27 protein-coding genes, 1 other RNA gene, 3 pseudogenes and 1 riboswitch are annotated in these 23,515 nt (G+C 41.5%); of the genes and pseudogenes, 8 read left to right on the top strand and 23 right to left on the bottom strand.

Going from position 1 to position 23,515, the window contains the following annotated elements:
• Window positions 1-66: 66 nt before the first annotated feature.
• The 4 genes from KY305_RS13480 to KY305_RS13465 all read right to left on the bottom strand — a co-directional run bounded on the left by KY305_RS13480 (window position 67) and on the right by KY305_RS13465 (window position 2,873).
• Window positions 67-318: a hypothetical protein gene (locus tag KY305_RS13480; protein ID WP_223062953.1), complete on the bottom strand. Its 252-nt coding sequence runs from the start codon at window positions 316-318 to the stop codon at window positions 67-69.
• Between the two features lie 43 nt (window positions 319-361).
• Window positions 362-916, bottom strand: a complete 555-nt coding sequence (locus tag KY305_RS13475; RefSeq protein ID WP_223062952.1) for a hypothetical protein — start codon at window positions 914-916, stop codon at window positions 362-364.
• A 702-nt stretch (window positions 917-1,618) separates the two neighbouring features.
• Entirely contained in the window at window positions 1,619-2,089 is a 471-nt protein-coding gene (locus KY305_RS13470) for a DUF4944 domain-containing protein (protein ID WP_223062951.1), read from the bottom strand.
• A 604-nt stretch (window positions 2,090-2,693) separates the two neighbouring features.
• Entirely contained in the window at window positions 2,694-2,873 is a 180-nt protein-coding gene (locus KY305_RS13465; protein ID WP_223062950.1) for a hypothetical protein, read from the bottom strand.
• A gap of 381 nt (window positions 2,874-3,254) precedes the next feature.
• On the opposite strand from KY305_RS13465, the gene KY305_RS13460 reads away from it, so the two are divergent.
• Window positions 3,255-3,719, top strand: a complete 465-nt coding sequence (locus KY305_RS13460; RefSeq protein WP_262417751.1) for a hypothetical protein — start codon at window positions 3,255-3,257, stop codon at window positions 3,717-3,719.
• A gap of 71 nt (window positions 3,720-3,790) precedes the next feature.
• A pseudogene (locus tag KY305_RS13455) lies at window positions 3,791-4,051 on the top strand (hypothetical protein); the annotation flags it as partial.
• A gap of 1 nt (window position 4,052) precedes the next feature.
• Here KY305_RS13455 and KY305_RS13450 read toward each other — a convergent pair.
• Both KY305_RS13450 and KY305_RS13445 read right to left on the bottom strand, forming a co-directional pair.
• Window positions 4,053-4,633, bottom strand: a pseudogene (locus KY305_RS13450) (DNA topoisomerase); the annotation flags it as partial.
• Window positions 4,634-5,315: 682 nt separating this feature from the next.
• On the bottom strand, window positions 5,316-5,975 hold the full coding sequence (locus KY305_RS13445; protein ID WP_223062949.1) for a hypothetical protein: 660 nt from the start codon (window positions 5,973-5,975) through the stop codon (window positions 5,316-5,318).
• Between the two features lie 376 nt (window positions 5,976-6,351).
• On the opposite strand from KY305_RS13445, the gene KY305_RS13440 reads away from it, so the two are divergent.
• Window positions 6,352-6,855, top strand: coding sequence for a UvrD-helicase domain-containing protein (locus KY305_RS13440; protein WP_316252451.1), 504 nt, complete (start codon window positions 6,352-6,354; stop codon window positions 6,853-6,855).
• Here KY305_RS13440 and xpt read toward each other — a convergent pair.
• The 4 genes from xpt to KY305_RS13420 form a co-directional block, all read right to left on the bottom strand.
• The gene (gene xpt / locus KY305_RS13435; protein ID WP_223062948.1) at window positions 6,814-7,395 is read right to left on the bottom strand and encodes a xanthine phosphoribosyltransferase; all 582 of its coding nucleotides are present in this window, start codon (window positions 7,393-7,395) and stop codon (window positions 6,814-6,816) included. The genes KY305_RS13440 and xpt overlap by 42 nt on opposite strands.
• Window positions 7,396-7,489: 94 nt before the next feature.
• A riboswitch (purine riboswitch) is annotated at window positions 7,490-7,589 on the bottom strand.
• A gap of 132 nt (window positions 7,590-7,721) precedes the next feature.
• Window positions 7,722-9,224, bottom strand: a complete 1,503-nt coding sequence (locus KY305_RS13430) for a carboxypeptidase M32 (RefSeq protein WP_223062947.1) — start codon at window positions 9,222-9,224, stop codon at window positions 7,722-7,724.
• Between the two features lie 311 nt (window positions 9,225-9,535).
• Window positions 9,536-11,455, bottom strand: a complete 1,920-nt coding sequence (locus KY305_RS13425; RefSeq protein WP_223062946.1) for an ATP-dependent DNA helicase — start codon at window positions 11,453-11,455, stop codon at window positions 9,536-9,538.
• 104 nt (window positions 11,456-11,559) lie between these two features.
• Window positions 11,560-11,751: a hypothetical protein gene (locus KY305_RS13420; protein ID WP_214814147.1), complete on the bottom strand. Its 192-nt coding sequence runs from the start codon at window positions 11,749-11,751 to the stop codon at window positions 11,560-11,562.
• A 162-nt stretch (window positions 11,752-11,913) separates the two neighbouring features.
• Here KY305_RS13420 and KY305_RS13415 point away from each other — a divergent pair, with 162 nt between their 5' ends.
• On the top strand, window positions 11,914-12,066 hold the full coding sequence (locus KY305_RS13415; protein ID WP_003153548.1) for a YpzG family protein: 153 nt from the start codon (window positions 11,914-11,916) through the stop codon (window positions 12,064-12,066).
• Window positions 12,067-12,105: 39 nt separating this feature from the next.
• Here KY305_RS13415 and KY305_RS13410 read toward each other — a convergent pair whose 3' ends face one another.
• The 9 genes and pseudogenes from KY305_RS13410 to KY305_RS13370 form a co-directional block, all read right to left on the bottom strand.
• A complete protein-coding gene (locus KY305_RS13410; RefSeq protein WP_223062945.1) occupies window positions 12,106-13,278 on the bottom strand; it encodes a THUMP domain-containing class I SAM-dependent RNA methyltransferase in 1,173 nt (390 codons plus the stop codon).
• Between the two features lie 92 nt (window positions 13,279-13,370).
• An RNA gene (rnpB, locus tag KY305_RS13405) (RNase P RNA component class B) lies at window positions 13,371-13,753 on the bottom strand.
• A gap of 55 nt (window positions 13,754-13,808) precedes the next feature.
• Window positions 13,809-14,108, bottom strand: coding sequence for a cell division regulator GpsB (gene gpsB / locus KY305_RS13400; protein ID WP_061521000.1), 300 nt, complete (start codon window positions 14,106-14,108; stop codon window positions 13,809-13,811).
• 78 nt (window positions 14,109-14,186) lie between these two features.
• Window positions 14,187-14,735: an SLOG family protein gene (locus KY305_RS13395; protein ID WP_223062968.1), complete on the bottom strand. Its 549-nt coding sequence runs from the start codon at window positions 14,733-14,735 to the stop codon at window positions 14,187-14,189.
• Window positions 14,736-14,823: 88 nt separating this feature from the next.
• On the bottom strand, window positions 14,824-15,054 hold the full coding sequence (gene cotD, locus KY305_RS13390) for a spore coat protein CotD (protein ID WP_082796774.1): 231 nt from the start codon (window positions 15,052-15,054) through the stop codon (window positions 14,824-14,826).
• Window positions 15,055-15,138: 84 nt separating this feature from the next.
• Window positions 15,139-15,246: pseudogene (locus tag KY305_RS13385) on the bottom strand (hypothetical protein); the annotation flags it as partial.
• Window positions 15,247-15,367: 121 nt separating this feature from the next.
• The gene (locus KY305_RS13380) at window positions 15,368-16,606 is read right to left on the bottom strand and encodes a ribonuclease H-like domain-containing protein (RefSeq protein ID WP_223062944.1); all 1,239 of its coding nucleotides are present in this window, start codon (window positions 16,604-16,606) and stop codon (window positions 15,368-15,370) included.
• 19 nt (window positions 16,607-16,625) lie between these two features.
• Window positions 16,626-18,872 (bottom strand): DEAD/DEAH box helicase, encoded by a 2,247-nt coding sequence (locus KY305_RS13375; RefSeq protein ID WP_223062943.1) that lies wholly within the window; start codon window positions 18,870-18,872, stop codon window positions 16,626-16,628.
• A 96-nt stretch (window positions 18,873-18,968) separates the two neighbouring features.
• Window positions 18,969-19,475: a PTS sugar transporter subunit IIA gene (locus KY305_RS13370; protein WP_223062942.1), complete on the bottom strand. Its 507-nt coding sequence runs from the start codon at window positions 19,473-19,475 to the stop codon at window positions 18,969-18,971.
• A 134-nt stretch (window positions 19,476-19,609) separates the two neighbouring features.
• On the opposite strand from KY305_RS13370, the gene KY305_RS13365 reads away from it, so the two are divergent.
• Window positions 19,610-20,023, top strand: a complete 414-nt coding sequence (locus tag KY305_RS13365) for an Hsp20/alpha crystallin family protein (RefSeq protein ID WP_223062941.1) — start codon at window positions 19,610-19,612, stop codon at window positions 20,021-20,023.
• A 31-nt stretch (window positions 20,024-20,054) separates the two neighbouring features.
• On the opposite strand, the gene KY305_RS13360 is transcribed toward KY305_RS13365, so the two are convergent.
• On the bottom strand, window positions 20,055-20,468 hold the full coding sequence (locus KY305_RS13360) for a YppG family protein (RefSeq protein WP_214814166.1): 414 nt from the start codon (window positions 20,466-20,468) through the stop codon (window positions 20,055-20,057).
• A 189-nt stretch (window positions 20,469-20,657) separates the two neighbouring features.
• Here KY305_RS13360 and KY305_RS13355 point away from each other — a divergent pair, with 189 nt between their 5' ends.
• Window positions 20,658-20,840 carry a YppF family protein gene (locus KY305_RS13355; RefSeq protein ID WP_214814169.1) on the top strand — a complete coding sequence of 61 codons (183 nt, stop codon included), beginning with the start codon at window positions 20,658-20,660 and terminating at the stop codon, window positions 20,838-20,840.
• Between the two features lie 34 nt (window positions 20,841-20,874).
• Here KY305_RS13355 and KY305_RS13350 read toward each other — a convergent pair whose 3' ends face one another.
• A complete protein-coding gene (locus KY305_RS13350; RefSeq protein WP_223062940.1) occupies window positions 20,875-21,243 on the bottom strand; it encodes a YppE family protein in 369 nt (122 codons plus the stop codon).
• A 45-nt stretch (window positions 21,244-21,288) separates the two neighbouring features.
• On the bottom strand, window positions 21,289-21,534 hold the full coding sequence (locus KY305_RS13345) for a DUF5446 family protein (protein WP_223062939.1): 246 nt from the start codon (window positions 21,532-21,534) through the stop codon (window positions 21,289-21,291).
• 204 nt (window positions 21,535-21,738) lie between these two features.
• Between KY305_RS13345 and sspM the strand changes: the two genes are divergently transcribed.
• Complete coding sequence (gene sspM, locus KY305_RS13340; RefSeq protein WP_214814179.1) at window positions 21,739-21,843, top strand: acid-soluble spore protein SspM; 105 nt, start codon at window positions 21,739-21,741, stop codon at window positions 21,841-21,843.
• Window positions 21,844-21,887: 44 nt separating this feature from the next.
• Here the strand turns inward: sspM and KY305_RS13335 are convergent, their stop codons facing one another.
• Window positions 21,888-22,850 (bottom strand): DUF2515 domain-containing protein, encoded by a 963-nt coding sequence (locus tag KY305_RS13335; RefSeq protein ID WP_223062938.1) that lies wholly within the window; start codon window positions 22,848-22,850, stop codon window positions 21,888-21,890.
• A gap of 41 nt (window positions 22,851-22,891) precedes the next feature.
• Between KY305_RS13335 and recU the strand changes: the two genes are divergently transcribed.
• The gene (gene recU / locus KY305_RS13330; protein WP_223062967.1) at window positions 22,892-23,506 is read left to right on the top strand and encodes a Holliday junction resolvase RecU; all 615 of its coding nucleotides are present in this window, start codon (window positions 22,892-22,894) and stop codon (window positions 23,504-23,506) included.
• Window positions 23,507-23,515: the final 9 nt, after the last annotated feature.

Genomic DNA, 23,515 nt, shown 5'->3' with positions numbered 1-23,515 from the left:
CAGTAGCAGTTTACATAACAATTCAGTTAGTTCAATCATTTTAAATAACAAAACTATATTTCTCTTTTAAGACTCTATCCCCTTCTTTAAGTTAGTTTCTTCAAAGTAATAATGACAATAAACTGAGTTGCTATCTTCATCTCTAATATATGTATCTTGGATTAAGAAGTTTGTATAGCCGGCTGTTTTGAGTATCGCTTTACTCATCATGAGCATATCCTTCTGGATATCATAATCTGTTTGAAGGTCCAAATTAACTTTAAATGCTGCATGTAACTCAAAGAGCGAATTATCAAATTTAAATGTCAAGATTTTCATTGCAATCTCCCGATCTGTTTCCTTGAAATTACTTCAACTTAGACTAAAACTGTAAATCAACCTCAATTGCCTTTTCATATGCTGAATGGAAAATTATTTTGTTATTTATCCATTCAGCATTATCTACTCCTAACACATCAAGATCGTCTTTACCTTCGATATTTCGTGTCATAATATATACGGTGTCCTTATTCACTTTTTTCATTAAACCAGGGTAGAAACTAGGAACATGTACATAAAAATCGTAAAAGTAATTCGTTTCCCCTAAGGTGGCGTTACTATGTTCTATTGTTACTGTTACATTTTTAGTCGGCGAAGAAATGGTAGCGTATGAATCACCAGCTATCGCAAACAATGCAACTATAAGTATTACTGGAATTGTTATGCAAATTACATATAATTGTCGTATTTTATACCTCCAAGCTAACACAAAAAAACCGACTAAAGTAAGTAGTACAGGAAAAATATAATTCGTTTGTACCACAAAGCTTAAGTAATAACCATCATGAGACATTAAGAAAACAGTTAAATCAAATGCTAAAACCAAGACAAAGAAAATTGTTGCTCCATCTATTTTGCGTAATACTTTGTTTACCATATTCATTCCCCCTGTTAATACACCGCCATCGATTATTTGTGATCTGCAGCCTTAGAATTGTATTATAGCAAAGTAAAAGGATTATCAGATAAACAACAGAACAAAAAGACTTAACTATGTCAATTTTGAGGAAATTTAATCTCTCCGTTCTTTTTATAATTGAATGTTACCTGCTATACCCTGAGTCAAATCAATATTACAGTAAACACACAAGTTTCGTGACCTTCCCCACAGCCAGAGAATTGAAGGTTATCTAATATTTCTTCAGACTTAGTTAACCCCCCTTCTCTTAAACTGCTGTTTTTTCATATTTTATTGTTCTATTCTTACTTGCTAATCAGAATGCTGAATGAGATCACCATCAATAAAGATTAGTAATCTCTACACGGATTCCCTCTGAGGTATGCATCAATTTTAATAGTCTCGTCTTCAATCATTTCTCGGATACTCTCTTTGACAACTTGTTTTACTTGTTCCTCAGTTTCTCCACCTCTCCTTTAAACCACCACACCTTTATCATATTGCATTAATCTGTTCTGTACCGTCATTTCAATCTCTCCTATCTGTTTGAAATTGTTGTTTTATTGGAACCTATAATACAAATGTTTTTGATACTTCATTCGAAATTAACAAGATAAATCCCAGCTCTGAAATACCCCAAAATCTGTTTGGATATACGGTGCCCCTTAATTATCACTGATACTAGTGCGTCCTTTCTAATTTAAACTTCTCTCTATAGGTTTTATTATTGGTTTTCCACTCTACTTCAACAGTTATTTCATGACCGATCACTTCATTTTCCGGCATATATTCAAACGTCTGGATATGATCTTCTCCTACTCCGCCGCCTTCTAATTTCTCGCCAGTGAACTCTGAAAGATGATAGTCTTTATCTTCGGCATATTTCAGGCCGTCAACAAATAATGTTAATCTCTTTATCACCGTATTCTTTTCATTAACTTTATTTCCTCTGTAATACAAATTGAAGAAATAATTAGGGCCGATAGAAGTTTTGCCTGATTTTTCAATTGATGCTTCCCAGGTCTTATTCTGGCTCCAGCCTATATATTTGACTTTCTCTCCTGAAATTAGGAAATACACTGCGAATCCAGCTATTATAATGAGATCAGCGATGATTATTAGTAAAGTTTTAATAACATTAAAATTCTTCATTCAATCCCACCTTCAAAATTTAGAACGTTTAAATATTAATAAAGTTACATTAAAAATCAAAATAAAAAAGCCACCTAATAGGCAGCTCCCCTTTAAAATTAGCGCTTTAATTTCTTCAACGCCTCCATATATGAGGTCTTTTTCGACTCCTTGTTCCCTTTTTCAATTAGATCGTCTAACTGTTTCATCCGCTCATTGATCCAAGTTAACCCACTTAGAATTGTAATTGCTCTGTTCCCTTTATCATAATGTCCTTTAAATAAGTCAAGGGGCATCTTGTTATCAAAGACATTAAACAACTCATTATACGATATGTGCTCCGTTAAGAACTCATGAACATCCAGAACAACTCCTGCTCTCGTCACATTTTTAAACTCAACTGGAGTACCCTCATACTTATAAATGGCTGTAAACAGTAACATGCCAGAGCGATATTAAGCAGTTCACGAGACAACCGTGAATTCTCCGCCGGTGGGGACTTTAAATACGTTCCGGAAAGCGTGTATTATTTGTTGTTATAGCTCATCTGCCAGGTTGGAAGGAGCCAGCTGGATTTCGCACAGCGATTACCGGTTTTTATGCTCATGTACCATGATTCTAAAAGTCATTTACTCTTTTTTTCAACTTTCACCTTGTCGTAATCGAACATAAAACCAAAAGCTATCAGGATTGCCCCACCATAACGAAGATATTGTTGATATTCAAAGTCTTTAAAAACAGTAACAGCTCCAACTATCAACAGAAGACCTATTATAATAATGACATTCAAAACTTTGTCTCTCAAAAAAAACACCTCTTTTTCAAATTTCATCTACACTTCATTATACCTATTGTGGGTTATTTTTCCACCAATCAAAAAATCCAATAACACTTCTTTAGATAATAGAAATAGAAATACATATGCACACTGGTTATCAATAATCTCCTTCAGGCGTTTCCCAACGCCTCATCCAATTTATTTTTTCATCTCCTATATATCCCCTTCTCGGACGTTACCGATGCTTCGAATCATCGGGCTTCCGAAGGAGTTTATTGTACGTAAATAAAACAAGTAATTGGAGGAATTTAAAAGGGAGTTAAAACAGAGCAAGAAGACACGACAACGAAAAGCAGTGTAGACATTGGAACAACGCAAGAAACAAAATAATGTTAGGAGTTTGATATCTTGGCACTTTTGAATAAAGACGGAGACATATATACTTCAGCTAGAGACGATGGAACTGGAAAACCAATCACTAGCATTCACCTTAAATCACAAGAAAAACCTCTACAGGTTGACTTCTCTCAAGCTGGCTTGGATGCTATCAAAGGTATTCAGGTACAACCCCCTTCCGTAACAGTGAATGAAAGAGATCCAGATTTCTCCTCTTTTAAGACGGATAAATTCACTGTTACTTCAACAGCTCAAAAAGTTACCGCAGGCATTGCTGACAGGACAGCACTTACTATTTACCCTCCTGCAGAAGGCACGATTTACATTGGAATCTCTACTGTGACTGCTGATACTGGTATCCCCTTGGGAGCCGGAGACAAACCTTTTTCAGTTCCCGTTGCGGCTGGCAAAACGCTTTATGTTTATGTGATTAATGACGGTACTGACAGAGACGTAAGAGTATTTGAAGCTAAATAATTTGAGGGGATTCTTCCCCTCTTCTTTTTAAATAAAAGTCAGTTTTTAAACAGATTTAGGAGGTGGAGTTGTTGACAGAAACCGATGAAAGTATTTTAAAAACCATTCCAGATAAAACAACCTTTACATTCCACGAAGCAACAACTGCCCCGTCTGAAGGTGAAGAATTTGTAGTATCACATTATCGGGATATTACTGTTAAGATCTCTGGTTCCTCAACCTCAAGAGAAATAAAGTTCTTTGCCGTAGATGAAAATGGTGAAAAAATAGAACCCGCTGGAACAAACAAAACTGATTTCCAATTGGGTACGGGGACATTGAATACAAATGAAAACTGAAGTCAAAAATCAACTGTAAAAACTCATCTTTTGTGAAGTTTCTTTTTTCAATATCATTCAACGATTATTCAAGACGACCTGTGAACTCAAGATTAAATAAATCTTTTATAGGGAATGTTTCTATCAGCTTTCTTCCAAGCTCTGTACAAAGTAAATTTTTATTCTGCGTTGTTATATAACCGACATCTTTTAATTTTTTTATTGTTTCAGCTCTTGTGGCAGGTGTACCGTTACTAAATCCACTTAAGATCGCATTTAGGCTTTCTTCATCTGTACCTTTCCATCATAGTTCTTTCCACATGTCTCCATAACTCGAAGCAGCGTTCTTTCTGTATGCTGCTTCGGTGGCTTTGTCACATGCGTAGTGATTTCATGCTTCACTAAATCTACGTCATCATTAACTTGGACAAGAGGCAGAATCGTATCCTTAGATTGAACTTTCTCTACTTTCTTCCACCCTTCCACGAGCAGAACTTTTCCTTTAGAGATAAATAACCCTTTTAAATCCACACCCGTAATTTTCGTTTCAATTCTTGTTTCCTCATACTCAGCTACAGGCATAAATTGTAGAATGAAACCAACATTATTCAACTAAAGGAGCAGGTTAGTTGAATAGTGTTATCTAATTAATGTTTAATAATCGGGCTAGATTGTAGAATATGACTTCAAAACAAAGCTGGATATTCGTGTTAAAATCGATATGAAAATGTGAATAAATATACTTAAATTAATGGGACAGATTAGTTGAATAAGAATAAGGTGTGGTTATGCATGAAGTAAATAATTTTCTGTAACACCACACTACAAATGAAAATGATTCCGTTTTTGATATAGAAATAATCTTCTGTCTTTTTTTGTATTGAATTCCAGTTTTAAAATTTGGTGAATTATATATAAAAAGCTATAAAAAGAAGAGTAAACATACGTACTATCTACAGAGACCTCTGGTAGCTGAAAAAGAGGGATAGGAAATGTGTTGAAACAAGGAAGCTCTTTGAGGGATATATTTAACATATAAAAAAGGCGGGGTATCCTGGTATCCCTCGCCTTTTAATTTGACAAAATTAATATAAAGATTTTTATATTAAGACACCTCAAAAGCCTCTTTCACCATATTCCAAAAGGGGTGAATCATTATTGTGTGTGCAAATTCGACGTTGCACATGCACAGTGTATCACCCCTAATGCTCTAACGATCATTTTTAACAGAAAATAAAAATCCCTAATCTCGATTGATGCATTTTACATCCATCAAAAATTAACCAAAATAAGATTTAATTCCACGTTTTTGTAAGATTACATTTAATCGGCTGAAGTCATACTCTCTCATATTTGGATACTTTTTCTTCAATTTATTATTCATCTCTTTCAGGGTCGCACATTCACTTTGATCGCTTGAAATAATAGTGTTAACAGCTTTAATAACACCAAATTGTGGCTCCTCATTCATATTATTATTTAGCTGAGCCCTTATATCTGACAAAGGATATTTAATCTTATTGTTCCAACAGATTGTTAACACATCTATTGCATCTCTTAAATTCCTAGCAACAAGATTTTCAACTTCAGTTCTCTCGCCATCTACATCTACACGTCTATCTAATTGATGTGGAATAATATTATCATCTACCTCACCAATTAAAGGGTTAAACAATCTTATATTAGGCTTATTAATCAGTTCAAGAAAATGTTTTGCTGCATGTGAACCACAAACAAAGACACCTTTTTTCCTTGGGTCTTTTCGATCAATATAAGAAAAACAGTAGTATTCATTCTCTAACTGATCACCCGTACAGCTTATGTGTTCTTGTCCAGGAAGTAATTTTATTCTAGACATGACGTCTACTTTAAAAAGTCTTACTATCTCCTTTCTCCTATCCTCACCACGACAATTAATTTCTCTACACCCTTGGCCCATTTACTTACCACCCTTAAGCAATTATTTTTAATTATTCACAATTAAAGTATACTTGATTTAGAAATAAATAGGAGGATTTCAATGAGGTTTCTCAGCAAAATTTTAGGAAAATCGCAATTGAACGAAAAGGTTGAACAACTAGAATAAGAAATCGAAATAAAGTTGAATGAGAAAACTGATTTATCACAAAAATTAAGCATCTACAAAACAAAATAATTAACTACAAGAACAGAATTCTTCACTTGATTATTCAAATAGAGAACTATCTAGGCAATTAAAAGAGTTGAATAATAAGTTACATAAAGCTCATCAGCAGATCGAGGATAGTGAAAAAAAGTTAACATTATTAAGTAACTATAAAGCTACTTAGGGAGGAATCACTATTGAAAATAACCAGTCAAATACTGGACCTATTTCTGATTTAGATGAGGATAGTAGCTTTTTTGAATTTCTTCTGCCCAAACACGGTAATAACCCTTTTAATACAGATCAGATAAATGCAATTCGCTATGATATGGAAAAACACCTAAGAATAATAGCAGGATCTGGAAGTGGCAAGACTCAAACGATATGTGCAAAAGCAGCTTACTTAAATATGATGCAGAATGTTCCTGAAAAGAAAATAGCTATGATAACCTTTACTAATAAAGCTGCCGAAGAAATGAAAAATCGCGTTAATGAATTTAGCAATAATCATAAAAGTGAAATTCAAGTTGCAACATTTAACGGAATGTTTCGAAGACTTTATAACGAATTAAAAAAAGAATTCCCTTACATTAATTCTTTGGGGATTAATGGAGACTCACCTGATAAGGGCGAAAGAGAATACACCAGATTACTATCTACAATGATTAACAAATGTCACTTTGCCGTCCTTTAGCGATTGAATTCTTGCCAATGATTCCACGCGGCAGCCCTTTTTCACAAGCTCATCTCTTCCCGGCTGAAACGACTTTTCTATCACGATGCCAAGCCCGCAAACGGCCGCTCCCGCTTGGTTTACGATTGACAGCAGGCCTTCTGCCGCCTGGCCATTCGCTAAAAAGTCGTCAATAATTAAGATGCGGTCTTCTTTTGAGAGATGGCTTCCTGATACGGCAATTTGGCTTTCTGTTTTTTTCGTGAAAGAATATACGGATGCCGTTAAGAGATCATCCGTCAACGTCAGAGATTTCCGTTTTCTCGCAAAGACGACGGGAACGCCGAGTTCAAGGCCGGCCATAACCGCCGGGGCAATGCCTGATGATTCGATTGTTACGATTTTTGTAATACCGTCTTGTTCGAAGCGGCGTGCAAATTCTTTGCCGACTTCCTGCATAAGAACCGGATCAATTTGATGGTTTAAAAAAGAATCAACTTTGAGCACTTGATCAGACAGAACAATTCCTTCTGCTTCTATTTTACGTTTTAATGCTTCCACAATAAATACCCCCGCTTATATAATAAAAAAAGCATTGCCCGCTCTGAAAAAGAGCAAGCAATGCTGAATATCCACACGTAACGGGCGCAAAAAAGCCGTCTCATTGCTCACTCATAGTCGGACATTTACGGTGACCGGTAGAAACTTGCGTGCCATATCCACGCGATTATATGAGTGTTGATATGATATTAATTCAAATTATAACAAGGTTCGATTCTTTTGCATAGAGAAATTTGTATATTTCCGAACTTTTACAACGTTTCAAAGAGTATTATTCGTCTTCTTAGATTTTTTAGAAAAACGCCCGCTATAGCCGGGCGTCTTCATTACAAGTACAGATTCGAATATTTATCAACGAGATGCTGAATGAGATAACGAACATTCAGCTCTTCTCCCGTTGCATCCTTAATAATATCCAGCGGCAGTTTTCGTCTTCCGTGAATATGAACGTTTTCCGTCAGCCACTGTTTAACAGGCTCAAAATCCCCTCTTTCAATTAACTGATCGAATTCGGGAAGATCTTCTAGCATTTTATGTTTCAGCTGTGCTGCATACATGTATCCGAGCGCATAGGAAGGGAAATACCCGAAATCACCGCCCGCCCAATGAACATCCTGTAAAATCCCTTTTGCGTCAGAAGGAGGCGTAATCCCTAAATAATCTTGGTATTTTTGATTCCACAAAGCAGGCAGCTCTTCCACGGATACTTCATTGCTGAAGATCGCTTTTTCAATTTCATAACGGATAATAATGTGGAGCGGATACGTCAGCTCATCCGCTTCAATTCGGATGAAGGTCGGCTTTGCTTCGTTTACGGCGCGGACAAAATCCCCTCTTTTCACGTCTTGGAATTGATCTGGCGACGCATCAATCATTTTTTGATAATACGCAGTCCAAAAATGCTCGTTTCTGGCGATAAAGTTTTCATAAAATAGGGATTGGGATTCATGGATTCCCATGGAGGCTCCGTCAGATAAATTCGTGCCGCTCAGCGCTTCGTCAATATTCTGCTCATAGATGGCATGGCCGCATTCGTGAATCGTTCCGAAAATCGCGGTGCGGAAATCATTTTCATCATATCTCGTTGTCACCCGCACATCGCCCCGGTTTATCGTCGTCATAAACGGATGCACCGTTTCATCCAGACGGCCGCCGTCAAATTCATACCCGAGTTCTTTTAAGAAATACAGGCAGAGCTCTGTTTGTTTTTCCTTTGGAAACGTTTTCGTGATAAAGCCTGTATCCGGTTTGCCGGTTGAAGCCGTCACTTTCCGGACAAGCGGAATAATCGCTTCCTTCAATTCAGAAAACAGCTGATCAAGCACCTTTACCGTAACTCCCGGCTCAAACATATCCAGCAGCGCGTCATATGGGTGATCTTTGTGCCCCCAATAGGAAATAAACCGTTTATTGTAATCGATCAGCTTTTCAAGGTACGGTGCAAACTTGGAGAAATCAGACGCTTCTCTCGCGTCCTCCCATGCCGTCTCAGCCTTTGACGTCAAAATAACATATTGTTTATACTCTTCCTCAGGGATTTTTTTATTATGATCATAGTCTTTTTTCGCCAGCTCTGCGGCCTTTATTGTATCCTCAGGCAGCTTTTCAGCATGCTCAAGAAGGATGTCCAGCAGTTCTTTCATCCGGTCTGATGTCTGTATCTTAAATATATCCGCCGACAGCTGCCCGATGCTTTCAGCCCGGTCATCGGAACCTTTTTTCGGCGCTCCCGTTCTTAGGTCCCAATGCATTAAGGCAGCCGCTTCCTTATAGTGCGATATTCTTTTTAACAGGTCAAAAAACTCTTCTTCATATGTATGTAAATCCATATCCGTTCCCTCCCTTTTCACTATCAATTACAGGCTAATTGAAGGCGGGGAGAAAGTCAACTTGTTGTAAAAAAAGAATGCCGGTTTACAGCCATTTGATTGTACTGCGGCAATTTTTTGTGCTTCTTTATGGTACCCGGTAAAAAACCGGGTTGAATTCCGTTTTCGAAAATAAATTGAGCGACGGCCACACAAGCAAGGCGGGAAACTGATTTTCCCTAAAAGATTTTTTAAAAGCTGTTTCTGAAGGCTGCTGGCTTGCCCGCTGATATAAAAAAGGCTGCCAGAAACGAATCCGGCAGCCTTTCTTCTTACATCAATTGAGGCGCAACAGGTAAAATCTTTTTCACTTCGTTCAGAACCCGCTCACTTTCTCCGCCAGCATAAATGGAAATAGAGCCGCTGTCTTGATTGGACCGTATAAGACGGCCGATTCCCTGCCGCACTCTTAACAGCATGTACGGCAAATCAACTTCCTCAAACGGGTCTTGTTTTGCTCCGTTTCGCTTCGCGGTAAAGACGGGATCATGCGGCGGATACGGCAATGCCCAAATGGTCACATTACGAAGCGAATCGCCCGGAATGTCAAGCCCTTCCCATAAGTGGACGGAACAAAGCACAGATTCTTCATCCCTTTGGAACTTTTCGACCAGGCTGCTGATTTCTTCATCACCTTCATAATAGATCGGGTAAGGCAATTCCCAGGCGGCGGCTTGATCTTTAAACTCCTTCATTTCTTCAAATGAAGGAAAAAGGACAAGCGTTCTTCCTTTATACTCCTTAATCGTTTCCATTGTCCGGGCTGTTTTCTGCTCGGCCGTCATTTCGCCGTAAAGCGCAACTGCCATTTGCTCTTCGTAATCGTACGGAGATTCAACAGTAAATGATAATGGATCATGTATACCGAGGCTGTCTGCAATATATTCAAATGAACCGCCCTCTGACAACGTAGCAGATGAGAAAATGTAAGGGATTTTTTTAGAAAACACCTTTTCACCCAGCACTTCCGCGACAGTTCTCGGCATGACGACAAACGTTGAGTCCGCATCCTGTTTTTCAAGCCAGCTGATGGCATCCTTTTGATACAATGACAAGGAATAGGCCATTTGTTCGACGTATTCTTCTACGACTGACAGCTCGTATTTATCGATCGTGTACATTTCTGACTCAAATACAAGCGCCTCGCCGATTTTATCCAGAAGACGGCACAGCTCGTCAGCCGCGCGTTTTACACGCTGGGCGTTTTGGATGTCAAGACGGTGAGACCCGGCCACTTCCTTACATTCCTCTGAAAGCACATAGAAAAACTCGTCGTTTGCAGCAAGCGAATCTTCTATCAGCTCGGCAAATTCCTCCCTGATGTCGTTTTGAAGCAGGCGCTCTAAAAACAATTCAAGCGTTGATTGCTTCACGCGATATGTTAATGCTTTTTGTGCAGCGAATTCCAAAAGGTGCCCTTCATCAAACACAACGGCGCTGTGATCCGGCAAAAGCGGCAGCTGACCTTCCCGCTTGCGTGATTCCTCTGTCCACACATGTTCCATGTAGAAATCATGGGAGCAAACGATCAGATCCGTTGATTTTCTGTAATGGTCTCTTGAAAGCGTTAAGCCGCATCTATGTCTCATATCACACGTTAAGCAGTCCTGGAAGGAGTCATAGCTTACGCTTGACCATTCTTCATTCGTCAAATCAGCGTATTGCTTGCGGTCGCCGTACGGATAAAAACGCTGCATCGCTTGCGATTCGTGGACGAAGGAAGGCAGGGATTCATAGAGATCAAGCCACTTCTCATCATCAGAACGCTGCATCGTTTTCTCTAGCTTTTTCAAACAGAGATACTGCTCATGTGATTTTGAAAGCCTTGTATCAATCTGTAAATCCAAATGCTCCGTCAGCTTTGATATGTCGCCTTCCTTTTTGACAAGCTGTTCAATTAACGTTTCATCAGCACACGCGATAATGGCAGGTTTTCCGGTATACCTTGCATAGCTGATCGCAAACAGCAGATATACCAGCGTTTTCCCCGTACCCACTCCGGCTTCGGCAAACATGACTTTTTTTTCTTTAAATGCCCGCTCAAGCTGAAAAGCCATAAACACTTGCTCATCCCGAAGGTCAAAGCCTTTTTCGGGAAGTATATCGTAAAACACGTCACCAATCCAATTGTTCAGTTCTTCGTAAAAATTCTTTTGTTTTGTTAAAGCAAAAGGCAAACGTGATGTTGTCACCCGACTCCAACCCCTAACTATTCTGCATTCAGACCATCTATAATATCATTTAATCCTTTTTAATACAACAAAAAAACTTGGCCGCGCCAAGCTTTTCTGAACAATCATTTTCGGTTAATCACATGTGAAGATAAAAACGGATGGTCTGTTGAGTTTGTATGCTCCACCGCTTTTTCAAAATCTTCTTGTGCATGTGTCATGACGGAAGGAGAAAGCTCCGCCCCGGTTTCTTGCAGCTGAGCCGCTGTCGCGTCTAACGCCTTTTGAATCCGGTTAAAGTGTTCGCTGTTTAGCATGAGATCACCTCTCGAATAGAAATAATCATCATTCTATGCGGATTTTTCACTTTATATACATGCTTTTTGAATGATCCGCACATGACCTGCACAAACTACAAGAGATATTCACGAGTGAATATCCATCTTCACAAACTTATTCTATCCGGGAGTGATGGTTACATGAGTTATAAAGATCGTTTAGATCAGCATTCTGAATTGTTTCATCACAATTGGACTCGGCCGAAGCGCTCAAAATCGCAGGTCAACGGCCACACCGAAATGTCCCAAACCAACATTATTTTACGGAGCAACGCAAAAGCGCACCGTTGGTAATGATAGAATAGAATGGAAAGATGACCGGGAAGACGCTGTTCAGGCGTCTTCTCGTTTTGTTTGTTCCTGCTTTTTCCGCTGCGGGCGCACTTTAGCCCAATACTGGTAATAATCCGCCTTAATAAATCCGTTAAACAGCTTGCGTTTTTTTGTCGCTTTTCTTCCGTATGCTTCTTCAAATTGTTCATTTGAAGTTAAGATGTACACAGACCACGTATCAAGCGATTCAAACGCACGGCCCATTTCTTTATACATCCGCTCTACTTCACGTTTCTCACCAAGCCGTTCGCCATACGGCGGGTTTCCGACGATGACGCCAAAATCAAGTTTGGTCGTGAAATCTTGCACTCGCATTTGTTTGCATTCAATAAGGTCACCGAGACCGGCTTCTTCTGCGTTTTCTTTCGCGATTTGCACCATCCTGTGATCGACGTCACTGGCGAAAATCTGAAGCGGCTGATCATAATTCGCTTTTTCCTCCACTTCAAGACGCGCTTTGTCCCACAGTTCTTTCCCGATCCATTCCCAGTCTTCCGAGACAAAATCACGGTTAAAACCAGGAGCAATGTTTTGCCCGATTAAAGCGGCTTCGATTGCAATGGTGCCGGAGCCGCAGAAAGGATCGACAAACGGACGGTCAGGCGTCCAATTGGTTAAGAGAACAAGCGCCGCAGCCAGCGTTTCTTTAATCGGCGCTCCTCCCTGATCGACCCTGTATCCCCGTTTATGAAGGCCTGTCCCGGATGAATCTAATGTAATCACGGCTTTATCCTTTAAAAGGGAGATCTCGATCTTATATTCGGCGCCTGTTTCTTCAATCCAGTCATTTTGTTTGCCGGACTGGATTTTCAGCTTTTCAGCAATCGCCTTTTTCACGATCCGCTGACAGTCAGGCACGCTTGCGAGCACCGACTTAACAGATTTTCCTATAACGGGAAACTTTCCGTTTTCCGGAATATACGACCGCCAGTCAATGGCCTTCGTTTTTTCAAAGAGCTCATCGAACGTTTTTGCCTGAAACTCGGCGACCTGCACTTTTATGCGGTCAGCCGTTCTGAGCCATAGGTTAGCTCGGCATATTGCAAGCGCGTCGCCTTCAAAAATGACTTTTCCGTTATCTACTCTGCACTCGTACCCTAACTCACGGACTTCTTTGGCAACAATCGCTTCAATTCCCATCGGCGCCGTCGCTATTAGTGTATACTTCTTCATCGTATCACCCTGTCTTTTCAAACTTTCGTTTCATTCAAGATAAAAGCTCCCCATGAAGGAGAGCTCTGAGTTTGTCATTTAAATGTTTAACGTTCTGTAAGCCATGTTTTGTTCCGTCGTACTGCAATCGGCTCATCACCTCGTACTCAGGCGGCAATCATCTATCTACAGAAAGTATTCTGTCCTTCTATCTGTTCAATTCCTTCAAGAAGGTTCCCCTACCAAAATTTGGGTTTCTCGCTCGAGGGGTTTACCGCGTTCCACTCTCACCATTTCTGGTGAGACTTCGTCACTGTGGCACTTTCAAGGATACTCAGCCATATCCGAAGACGTAGGCTTTTTTCCTGCCGTCAGCCTATCAAGGCTGCCCTAGCTTATCGCTTCGCTAGGCACGAACACTACGGGCATCTCAGCACCGTGCGAGCATGGACTTTCCTCTACAGATTCGGAAGACCTGCAGCGATTACCCGAACGTTAAGAACACTTGTTCATTATAAAGCAACTTGTCTCATTTGACAAGTGCGTCTTTCTTATTCATCATACAGCTTGCTGCCGAATACATGTTTCTCAAGGTTAGACAGCCGTTTTAAAATATCAAAGTTCGTCGTATTGGACTGAACCGGCTGCTTTTTGCTTGCTTCTTCAAGCTGCTTTTTCAGCTGCAGATTTTCCTGCTGCAGTTCTTCTACTTCTTGATGAAAGGTTTCATAATCCTTAATAATCATATCTAAAAATTTGTCAACGTCTTCTTGTCTGTACCCTCTAACGCCTGTTTTAAATTCTTTTTCCAAAATGTCTTTCGCAGAAAGCTTTACTTTATCAGCAAGCATCTTTTTCACCTCGTATCGTGAATCATATCTTATATTTTATTCAGAAACACGTGCCGTTGTCAAATGTTCTCTGGCATGTTATGTAAAGAAGGCTTCTTCTTCAACTGCTGCCCGGAGATCATCCATCGTAATTGAATAGATCGGATATCCGTCTTTTTCACGCCGTTTCTCCGCTTCTTGCAGCATATATTTAGGCGAACCTTCCATTTCCGGATCATATAATAGTAAAAGCGCGTCTGATTTTGCAATAAAAAACGCGTTTTTCTGCCGGAACTGCAGCGGACTCTCATAAGGCCTATGCGTGAGGCTCTCTTCATAATCTGCCTGTGCCAGCACGGCTTCATACATCTCTTTATTCGGTTCCTTCCACTTTTCTTCCTGGCCGTAAAAAGGCGTGATTACGGCCACCTTTAGCTCGGGATAATCCTCTTTGAGATCGTACGCCGTTTCCGCCGCCCAAAGTTCGGTCCCCAGCTGGCCTGATATAAGCACCCACTCCAAGCCTTCGTCAAGAAAGCTCCTCAGCCGGTTTTCCAGTGCTTTTTTAATATAAACCAGCGCGCGGTCATCCTGCTTAAAGATGCCGAGTTCAAACGGCTTGTACCCTGTTACGGCTAATACTTTCAATTCCATCACCTGCTTAAAAAATGGGGCTCCCATCGGGCCCCATTTTGATTTGCTGATATCCGTACCGATCTTGCTTAAACGTTCAATACTAGTAATCGCAGCAAGGGCTTCCGCACTGAATATGCTGATGTGTTGTCGGATCAACATTTGAGTAAGTGTGCGGGAAGTAATGAACGTGCTCAAAGTTGTGGTGATTTACGTTAGTTGTATGCTGCGGATGAATATGCGGCACAATCGTGTTGGAAAAATTGTGGTGTTCACAGCAATGAGTCGGATGGACAATCGGCGGCATCACGTTTGGTCTGCAATGATGAAACATGCTAAAATCCCCTCTCCATAAACTTTTATTACACTGTTAAGTTATGAAAACAGAGGGGTACATGTTCTAATGCAATCACCCAATTTAGAAATGCATGAGCAAGCTGTCTTTAAAATTCGAAAAAACAAACGCAATTAAAAAAACCACGACAAAGAACAAGTAAAAAACACCTTTATACATACTAACTCTCCCCTATAAATAACTAACGCTATTTTACAGGATGCGTCATTATTCTACAACTAAATCGATGTGAAGTCAGAAAAAAATATTTTTGCCGAATCCGCTCGTCTTTTGCGCTTTCCCGGGCAATATTTCAAGAGAAATATTTCCTCTTCAGCCGGACAATCCGCACATGCAGCCTTTCAGCTTCTTTTTCCGATAATTCCTCATCTGCGGCCGCTTGTTTTGCGGCTTGTAATGCTTGCCTGAAGTCTTTTACATGATGCTCAAAATATTTCGCCAGCTCGACCGCTGATTGATATCTGCATTTATGAAGATCAGAAGTCATAAGCTTTTTCCAAAGCTGAACGGCGTCTGCCTGACGGTTTTGTTTTTTATAAAGCATTGCTAAGTCAAAAAGGGCTTTGTCTGAATCCTCAAATGCTTTGCCTATCAGCGCTTCAAGCTGCAAAATGGCACGCCCCGTTTCCTTATGGGCGATAAACCACTTCGCCATCGCATATGCTTCCCGGTGTTCTGACGTCTGATCAGAGGCCGCAAAAATTTTCTTAGACATATGGATGTATAGAGTGATGAGAGAAAGCACATCCTGTTCATTATGTGACAGCACTCCTTGTAATAGGACGGGGTCTTCCGCTTTTAAAAATTGAAAATACAGCATCGGCGCCAAATACCCCGGAGTGTCTTCGTCTCTTATTACGGAAAGCTCCTCTTTTTCTACCGTGCCGAGCGATACACGCTCCATTTTATGTTTCCAAAGACGTCTCGCTCCGTGTAAGAGGTCAAAATGACCGAACTCCGGCAGCTTCGGCAGCCTGTCCCTAAGCAGTGTATGCCTTGTTTTTACCTGCGGCCAGTCAAAGGCTTTGCCGTTATAGGTCACAAGAGACGTAATATCCACCTCGCTTAAAAAGCTTTGGTACAGCGCAGCCTCGTTTCCGGGCTTAGGCAGCAGATGCTGTTTTACGACGACACAGTCATCATATACACGGGCATGCCCGAGCAAAAAGATCATATTTCCTGCTCCGCCTCCAAGACCCGTCGTTTCAGTATCAAAGAAAAACAGCTGGCTTTTTTCATATCCCTCGGCTGATAATGTATGTGTAAGCCCGCCTTCATTCCATAAAGCCATCACTTCATCCAGCTCAGAAAAGCTGTATCGGCCGTGGCGGTGCGTAAGCGGATAAACAACTTCACGGATGAGGCAGTATTCATCCTCAAAGAAAAAAGGCTTCACGCCGAATGACTCCCATTTTTCCGCAAACGGAATATCAGCATCTTGTTCTGAATGAGAAGCTGCTGCCGGCTTTTGTTCTGCTTCCTGTATATTGATGTGCTTTTTCATCCGCTGCAATTTATTTTTTAAGGACATCTCTCATCCTCCTTTTCTGTTACACGTGATTCAAGAGCCGGAGAATTGTTTTTTTCGCATCTGTCCCCTCTATTTCGGTGCCGATGCAGGAAGGGCAGCCGTCTTGACACGGGCATTGCCGAATCAGGCGCTTTGCCCCCTCATTAATTTCATCGAATCGTTTATATACTTCATCAGCCAGCCCGATGCCGCCGGGGTAATGATCGTATAAAAAGATCGTCGGCAACCCTGTGTGAGCGGCTTTAATTTGCGACACGACATGCACGTCATTGCGGTCGCACATTACATATACGGGCACGATATGCTGAAGTACATGGGCGATGCCTAAAAGCAGCTGCTCCAGCGTTTTTTCGCCGATCTCCGAATCCGTTTCTTTTATTTCAAGCCAGGCCGCACTTGTATGCAGTTCTTCTTCCGGAAGATGAATCGGACCCGAACCTATATTTTCAAATGTGGTCATTTTAATTTTTTTGAATATCGTCGGCAGGGCATTTACGGTCACATCTCCAAAGTGCAAAGCTGTTTTCCTTCTGCTGTCTGTCCTGTCAATTTCCAGCACTTTGAGCTGCACCGCTAAATTTGCATCTGTATAATATTCGACATCTACTTTTCGGACGTATGCTTTTTTATGATCCCAATCAAGTTTTTCAACTTGATATTGCACTCCTTCATGCAAATAAATGGCTTCATCATGCAAAAGCGTCATCGCGCTGAATCGGTCCATTTCTCCGATGATTTTTACATATGCCGTATCAGACTGGTCGACGATGACGACGTTTTCCTGTGACGCCGAGCGAAGACTGATATTTGAGGCAGGAAATGATTCGCTCGCCCAATGATAACGCTCACGGTTTTGATGAAGCACCCCCTCTTCCTCCAAATACTCGAGAATGTCCTGTGCATCATTTGTGCCGAATGTTTCATCCGCACGAAATGGCAGCTCGTAGGCAGCGCACTTTATATGGTCAACCAATATAATGAGATTATCAGGATTTATTCGCGCAGATTCAGGTGACCGCTTAAAGAAATAATCAGGATGGCGCACGATATATTGATCAATCGGAGCGGAATTGGCCACCATGACAATTAACGCTTCCCCGTGGCGGCGGCCCGCTCTGCCCGCCTGCTGCCATGCGCTTGCCACACTGCCCGGATAACCCGTCATAATGCAGACCTGCAGCTGGCCGATGTCAACGCCGAGTTCCAGCGCATTTGTGCTGACAACGCCGAGGATGCCGCCATCTCTTAAACCCCGTTCGATCTCCCTTCTTTCTTTCGGGAGATAGCCGCCCCGATAGCCTCTGATAGACTTTGCGCCTATTTCTTTTTTAACGAGCTCTTGGATGTGGCTTAAAATAATTTCAACCCGGACCCGGCTCCTGGCAAAAACAATCGTCTGTATCTGATTTTCCAAAAATGTTTTTGCCAGCTCGTTTACTTCAACGGTGGCGCTTTTTCGGATATGCAGCGGCTTATTTACAATGGGCGGGTTGTAGAAAGCAAAGTGTTTTCTTCCACTTGGTGCTCCATTATCATCAATCAGCGCAACAGGCTGTCCCGTCAGCTGCTGCGCCAATTCTTTCGGGTTGGCGATCGTGGCGGAAGTGCAAATAAATGACGGCGAGCTTCCGTAAAACGCGCAAATCCTCTTTAACCGGCGGATGACGTTAGCCACGTGGCTGCCGAACACGCCGCGGTACGTGTGCAATTCATCAATGACGATATATTTGAGATTTTCAAAAAGGCTCACCCATTTTGTATGATGGGGAAGAATGGCCGAATGAAGCATGTCAGGATTTGTAATGACAATGTGCCCGGCCTTTCTCACCTTTTGCCTGATAGCCGGAGAGGTATCCCCGTCATATGTAAAGCTTTTGATGTCCATGCCCATTTCATCTATGATTTCATTCAGCTCGCTTTTTTGATCCTGGGCGAGCGCTTTTGTCGGAAATAAGTAAAGAGCCCGGCTTGTCGGATCTTCAGCAATGGACTGGAGAACCGGAAGATTGTAGCACAGCGTTTTGCCGGAGGCTGTGGGCGTGACTGTCACAATGCTTTCTCCGTTTTGAACGGTTTGAAAAGCAGAATACTGATGGGTAAACAGCCGGTCAATTCCTCTCTTTTTGAAAGCCTCTCGGATTCCCGGATCAATCCTGTCAGGCATCGGCATGGTTTTCGCCTCACGGGGCTCCTCTTCATGCCAATGGACAATATTCTCATGTTCTTTTAATTCATGAATCAGTTCGGTCAGTGATTTTTTTTTCATCGTTCACACCTCTTTATGAGGTACAGTTTACCGAATATTTGTTTGCCTGGCTAGATGAAAATACAGTAAAGAAAAAAAGCAGGGCATCAGCCCTGCTTACTTCATTTTTAATGTAAAAACCTCTGTTTGTCCTTTTTTAGCTTCTTTTGCGCCTGCGGACTGTAAAGATTCTGCGGCATCACCGTTCATAATGACCATCGGGATCACCGTGCTGCTTGCTTTTTCTTTTATTAAGTCTAAATTGCACGTCAAAAGCGGGTCGCCGACTTTTACTTTGTCGCCTTCTTTCACATGGGCTTCAAAGCCTTCGCCGTTCATATTGACTGTATCTAAACCGACATGTATCAAAATCTCCGCCCCGGACAAGGTGCGGATGCCGACAGCGTGTTTTGTATGAAAAAGCTGAATCACTTCCCCTTCAGCCGGCGAAACAATGTCACCGTTTGCCGGTTCTACTGCAATGCCGTCCCCCATCATTTTTTGTGAAAATACGGGATCCGGCACTGAGCCTAAATCCATCACCGTTCCGTCAGCCGGTGAATAAATCGTTTCTTCGGCCGGCTTTTTCCGGCTGTCTCCCAATCCGAATAATTTTTTCAGCAATGTTTTGTGCTCCCTTCCTAAAAGTGAATCCGTTACCAGTTTATTCTCCACTATTTAACCACACTTTCTTTTTTCCTTCAATTCATAACCACATGGCACAAAAGAGCATAGTCTGTTACCAAGGCGGTGGTTATATGGGAAATTCACATGATGATAAACATCATTTACAAAACAATGAGGATATCATAAGCCATGCGATGGACCATTTTTTTCATTCCGGGCCATTCGGTGAGCTGATCCAAGGGTTTCAGCATCTAGTCAATTCAGCTTTTTCAGATGTTCAGGTCACCATTGATTTCAGAGAAGAAGAGTCGGGTCTGGCGGTTGATATCAGTGTCCCGCCGACATTCCGCGACGGAGATATGCTGGTTGAAGTCAAGGGCCAGTATCTTCATGTCACTCTTCGGCAACAGCAGCAGCAGGCACATTCATCCCATGTTTCTTCAAGCATGACGAGAACAGTCGTCCTCCCTTATGAGGTGCGCGAAGAGGATATGAACACTTCATGGAATGAACAGACGCTGACCCTCTTTTTCCCAAAAAAATAAGCATGAATGATTCGTGTCATTCATGCTTTCATTATTTAAAGAAGCCGGTGAATCCTTTTATCAGAGATCCGAACTGGTTGACAGCGCTCATCATCTGCCCTGTCGTATCCATCATTTTATTAAAGTCGAACTGTCCGTTTGTTTTTTTAAATTGAGAGAGTATGCCTGAGAATTGAGAAGGCTGCTGCTGATTCGGTCTGGGAACGGGATACGGATTAAAAAATCCCGGCTGTCCGCCAGGCATGCCTGCCTGCGGAGGAGAATACGGCTGCATGTGCCCGTACTCCTGATTCGGATAAAATTGAGGCGGAAATTGCCCTTGCTGAATATACGGCGGGTGCTGATATTCCTGAGGCTGCTGATATTCCTGCATCTGCTGAGGATAGTAATATCCCAAGGGCTGCTGCTGATACATATTTTGATATTGCTGCGCTCTCCTTTTCATATGATGCTCCCCCCTAAATCTCTCATCAAGTTTCTTCTTTATATGTATGAATTCTGCCTTGCTTATGTGTCTTTCAAGAGACGCCCGCTTTGTCAAATGATGTCGAAAGTCTTAATTTTTTAAAAACAGAAAAAAGTCGAATCGCTATGTTACGATAATCTCAACATACATGAGAGGGGATGCACCATTATGAACGTATCATACTTAAGAAAACGTTTTGCAGAAGCAAAAAAATATGAGACAGATTGTGTGAATAAATTGATGGACTTTGCAAAGTTCCTCTATATTCAAGGACACCTGACCGCAACGGAATTTCGAAACAGTATGAAAGTTCTCGAAGCAAGTGGAGCAGAAAACCCGGCATATGAATGACATGCCGGACCCCTGAAAAAAAGAAGGCAGCTGATCAGCTGCCTTCTTTTTCAACTTCATCCTTACATATACGAAGTGTATATAAAACAGATTCAGTTAAATCCTTATACCTTTTTTTATGGATATGATGAACATATGATTGGAGCATTAATTCCGAAAAGTTTTCTTTAACGGCCAGAATCTGTTCCTGATGAACGTATTTCGGCCGGCTCGTTTGGATAAACGGCAGCGCCTTTTCAATCCAAAGCGCGCAAAGCTTATCCTTTTTTTCAACATCGGGTTTAATGGTTTCAAAGAAATCATATGAGCGGTCGTGCTCTTTTCCATCTTGGTACCTTCTGTCAGCCTCTATAGCCGCCTCTATCATTTGTTCTGTTAACTTCAATAATGATTGTGTCTGCAAACGGACTCACCTCAATACATATCGTACCAAAGTTTCAACACAAATTCAGCTTATCCGGTATGCCTTAGGTAAAACCGTTTTGCGCTGATCAGTCAGGAACAGGTCGTCAATACAGATATGAAGCTCCCGCAAATCGTCCTCCAGGGCAGCGAGGCGTTCATCCTCTGTTTCCTCAGCTTCTGTTTTATAGAGCGTCATTGATTGTTCAAGCGCCTCTTCAGCACCAGAGAGCCGATCTTCGATATCAGAAAGCAGACGGAGAATATCAGCCTTACTCGTGTAAACGGACATTCATGTTCCTCCCTTTTGTCACTTACGTATCTCCGGGTATAATTCTCGTTTTTACGCCTCTTTCCTTTGCACCTGACAAAACTAGAAGCAAATCGCCAAACAAACAGGTTTTATCCTAAAAGGCGGGACTTTCGACAAAAAAGTGCCGCAAACTTTGTATGAAGCGGCACATTAATGCAAACGATACAGTTGAGGAGGTGCCGTATGAAAACGAGACCGAAAAATGCAGGCAAACAGCAAAAAACCGAATCAAAAGCGACCGATACGTTAGATAAAAAAACAGGCGGCCCAAACCGCCCTTCTACGTAAGGCAGATGCCCAGCCCGAAACCGCCGAAACGGTTTTGGGCTTTTTCATTTTTTGAGCCAATGTTCAACGGCGAAAAGCGCATGCAGCTGACGTTTTTTTTGCAGATACCAGTTTGTAAGCTCCAGCTGCTTCGGCATTTTCTCCTGTAAAAAGGCCCCCTTCTTTAACCTTTTTTGAAACCAATCCTTCTTTCTGCCGTCTAATGAGTGGACAATCAAGGGATAGGTTGTTCTGAGCATTGGTGATGTTCGTTTTTTGATACCGATTATTTTCTCCATATCAAAACGCGAGCCTGTATGAGGCACGATATCGAGAAAGCGATAAAAAGAGCCGTAAAGCTCCGGGCAGAATAGCAGCTGGGAAAGCTGTTTTCCGAGCGTAATTCTTTCTTCGGTTTTTGAAAAACGTTTGACGGAAATTCCGTATAAACAACCGTCATATGAAGGAAATATCACCGTGTTAAAGTGAAACCAATCACTTAAATAAAAAGGAATCGTGCCAAAAACATTCTTTTTAAACGAAGGATTTTGTATAATAGGTGTTTGGATAGTGTTTTGTTCATTTATAATAAGAGCATACATGAGCCGTTCCGTATCTCCGTCACGCCAAAAACGGAACCATTCTTCCTGCATAAATGCCGAAACGCGGAAATGAGGAAGATGGCGAAAAAGAGGTTCACCGATTTTTTTCGACCAGTGGTATAACAAAAGCTGGGGATAAGCGTCGGAAAAGATAAGCCAATTCGCCCTCTCATAGGACAGAAAAAACCAGTTTTTTTGTTTGCTCTCAAGCCCCTGCTGATAAAGACTGCCTCTTAAATCAGTCATCGACCAGCCGGCATTGCGGGAAACAAAAGATGCCAAAAGTGACCATTTGATCTCAGGATGGCGGTCATAATATGATTTATAGGCATTCGTCCGGGAAATATTATCGGCATTTTTCATTTTCGTCTCTTTTTCGATTCGGCGCAGAATGGTTGTTACGGTCTGTTGTGTTTGCACGTTCATTCACTTCCGTCACTATAAGATTGATAAGGAGGATGGAAAAAGTGATTCGGTATCCGAATGGAAAGACATTTCAGCCGAACAAAACGGTTTCATCCCAAAAAAGCCAGAAACGGACGCCTTCTTACAGTAATCGCGGCATGACCCTCGAAGACGACCTGAATGAAACGAATAAGTATTATCTGGCTAACCAAATTGCTGTCATTCATAAAAAGCCGACACCCGTTCAAATTGTAAATGTCCATTATCCGAAAAGAAGCGCCGCAGTCATTAAGGAAGCCTATTTTAAGCAGTCGTCAACAACTGATTACAACGGGATTTATAAGGGGCGCTATATTGATTTTGAGGCAAAAGAGACAAAAAACAAAACGGCATTTCCCCTGCAGAATTTTCATGACCATCAGATTGAGCATATGAAGCATGTGACTGCTCAAGGCGGCATTTGTTTTGTTATTATATCCGCTTTCGAAAAAGTTTATTTCCTCGAGGCTGATAAGCTGTTTGTCTTTTGGGAGAGAAAGGAGAAAAACGGCAGGAAATCGATTCGCAAAGACGAATTAGAAGATGCTTCCTTTCCGATTTCCCTTGGATACTCACCGAGAATTGATTATATTAGTATTATTGAACAGCTTTATTTTTCGCAGGAGACAGTAGACTGAGCGAAAGGT

The sequence above is a fragment of the Bacillus sp. YC2 genome, from assembly GCF_019891195.1.
Classification (GTDB): Bacteria; Bacillota; Bacilli; order Bacillales; family Bacillaceae; genus Bacillus.
Note: the sequence above shows the minus strand (reverse complement) of the source record. Positions and strands in the feature narration are given on the sequence as shown.

Coding starts and splice junctions, on each gene's coding strand:
- KY305_RS13480 (WP_223062953.1), bottom strand. CDS start 318: ATGAAAATCTTGACATTTAAATTTGATAATTCGCTCTTTGAGTTACAT.
- KY305_RS13420 (WP_214814147.1), bottom strand. CDS start 11,751: ATGCTAAACAGCGAACACTTTAACCGGATTCAAAAGGCGTTAGACGCG.
- KY305_RS13380 (WP_223062944.1), bottom strand. CDS start 16,606: ATGTCCTTAAAAAATAAATTGCAGCGGATGAAAAAGCACATCAATATA.
- KY305_RS13430 (WP_223062947.1), bottom strand. CDS start 9,224: ATGGATTTACATACATATGAAGAAGAGTTTTTTGACCTGTTAAAAAGA.
- KY305_RS13470 (WP_223062951.1), bottom strand. CDS start 2,089: ATGAAGAATTTTAATGTTATTAAAACTTTACTAATAATCATCGCTGAT.
- KY305_RS13445 (WP_223062949.1), bottom strand. CDS start 5,975: ATGGGCCAAGGGTGTAGAGAAATTAATTGTCGTGGTGAGGATAGGAGA.
- cotD (WP_082796774.1), bottom strand. CDS start 15,054: ATGTTTCATCATTGCAGACCAAACGTGATGCCGCCGATTGTCCATCCG.
- KY305_RS13365 (WP_223062941.1), top strand. CDS start 19,610: ATGGGAAATTCACATGATGATAAACATCATTTACAAAACAATGAGGAT.
- KY305_RS13360 (WP_214814166.1), bottom strand. CDS start 20,468: ATGAAAAGGAGAGCGCAGCAATATCAAAATATGTATCAGCAGCAGCCC.
- KY305_RS13335 (WP_223062938.1), bottom strand. CDS start 22,850: ATGAACGTGCAAACACAACAGACCGTAACAACCATTCTGCGCCGAATC.
- KY305_RS13355 (WP_214814169.1), top strand. CDS start 20,658: ATGAACGTATCATACTTAAGAAAACGTTTTGCAGAAGCAAAAAAATAT.
- KY305_RS13410 (WP_223062945.1), bottom strand. CDS start 13,278: ATGAAGAAGTATACACTAATAGCGACGGCGCCGATGGGAATTGAAGCG.
- KY305_RS13345 (WP_223062939.1), bottom strand. CDS start 21,534: ATGTCCGTTTACACGAGTAAGGCTGATATTCTCCGTCTGCTTTCTGAT.
- gpsB (WP_061521000.1), bottom strand. CDS start 14,108: ATGCTTGCTGATAAAGTAAAGCTTTCTGCGAAAGACATTTTGGAAAAA.
- KY305_RS13415 (WP_003153548.1), top strand. CDS start 11,914: ATGAGTTATAAAGATCGTTTAGATCAGCATTCTGAATTGTTTCATCAC.
- sspM (WP_214814179.1), top strand. CDS start 21,739: ATGAAAACGAGACCGAAAAATGCAGGCAAACAGCAAAAAACCGAATCA.
- KY305_RS13375 (WP_223062943.1), bottom strand. CDS start 18,872: ATGAAAAAAAAATCACTGACCGAACTGATTCATGAATTAAAAGAACAT.
- KY305_RS13475 (WP_223062952.1), bottom strand. CDS start 916: ATGGTAAACAAAGTATTACGCAAAATAGATGGAGCAACAATTTTCTTT.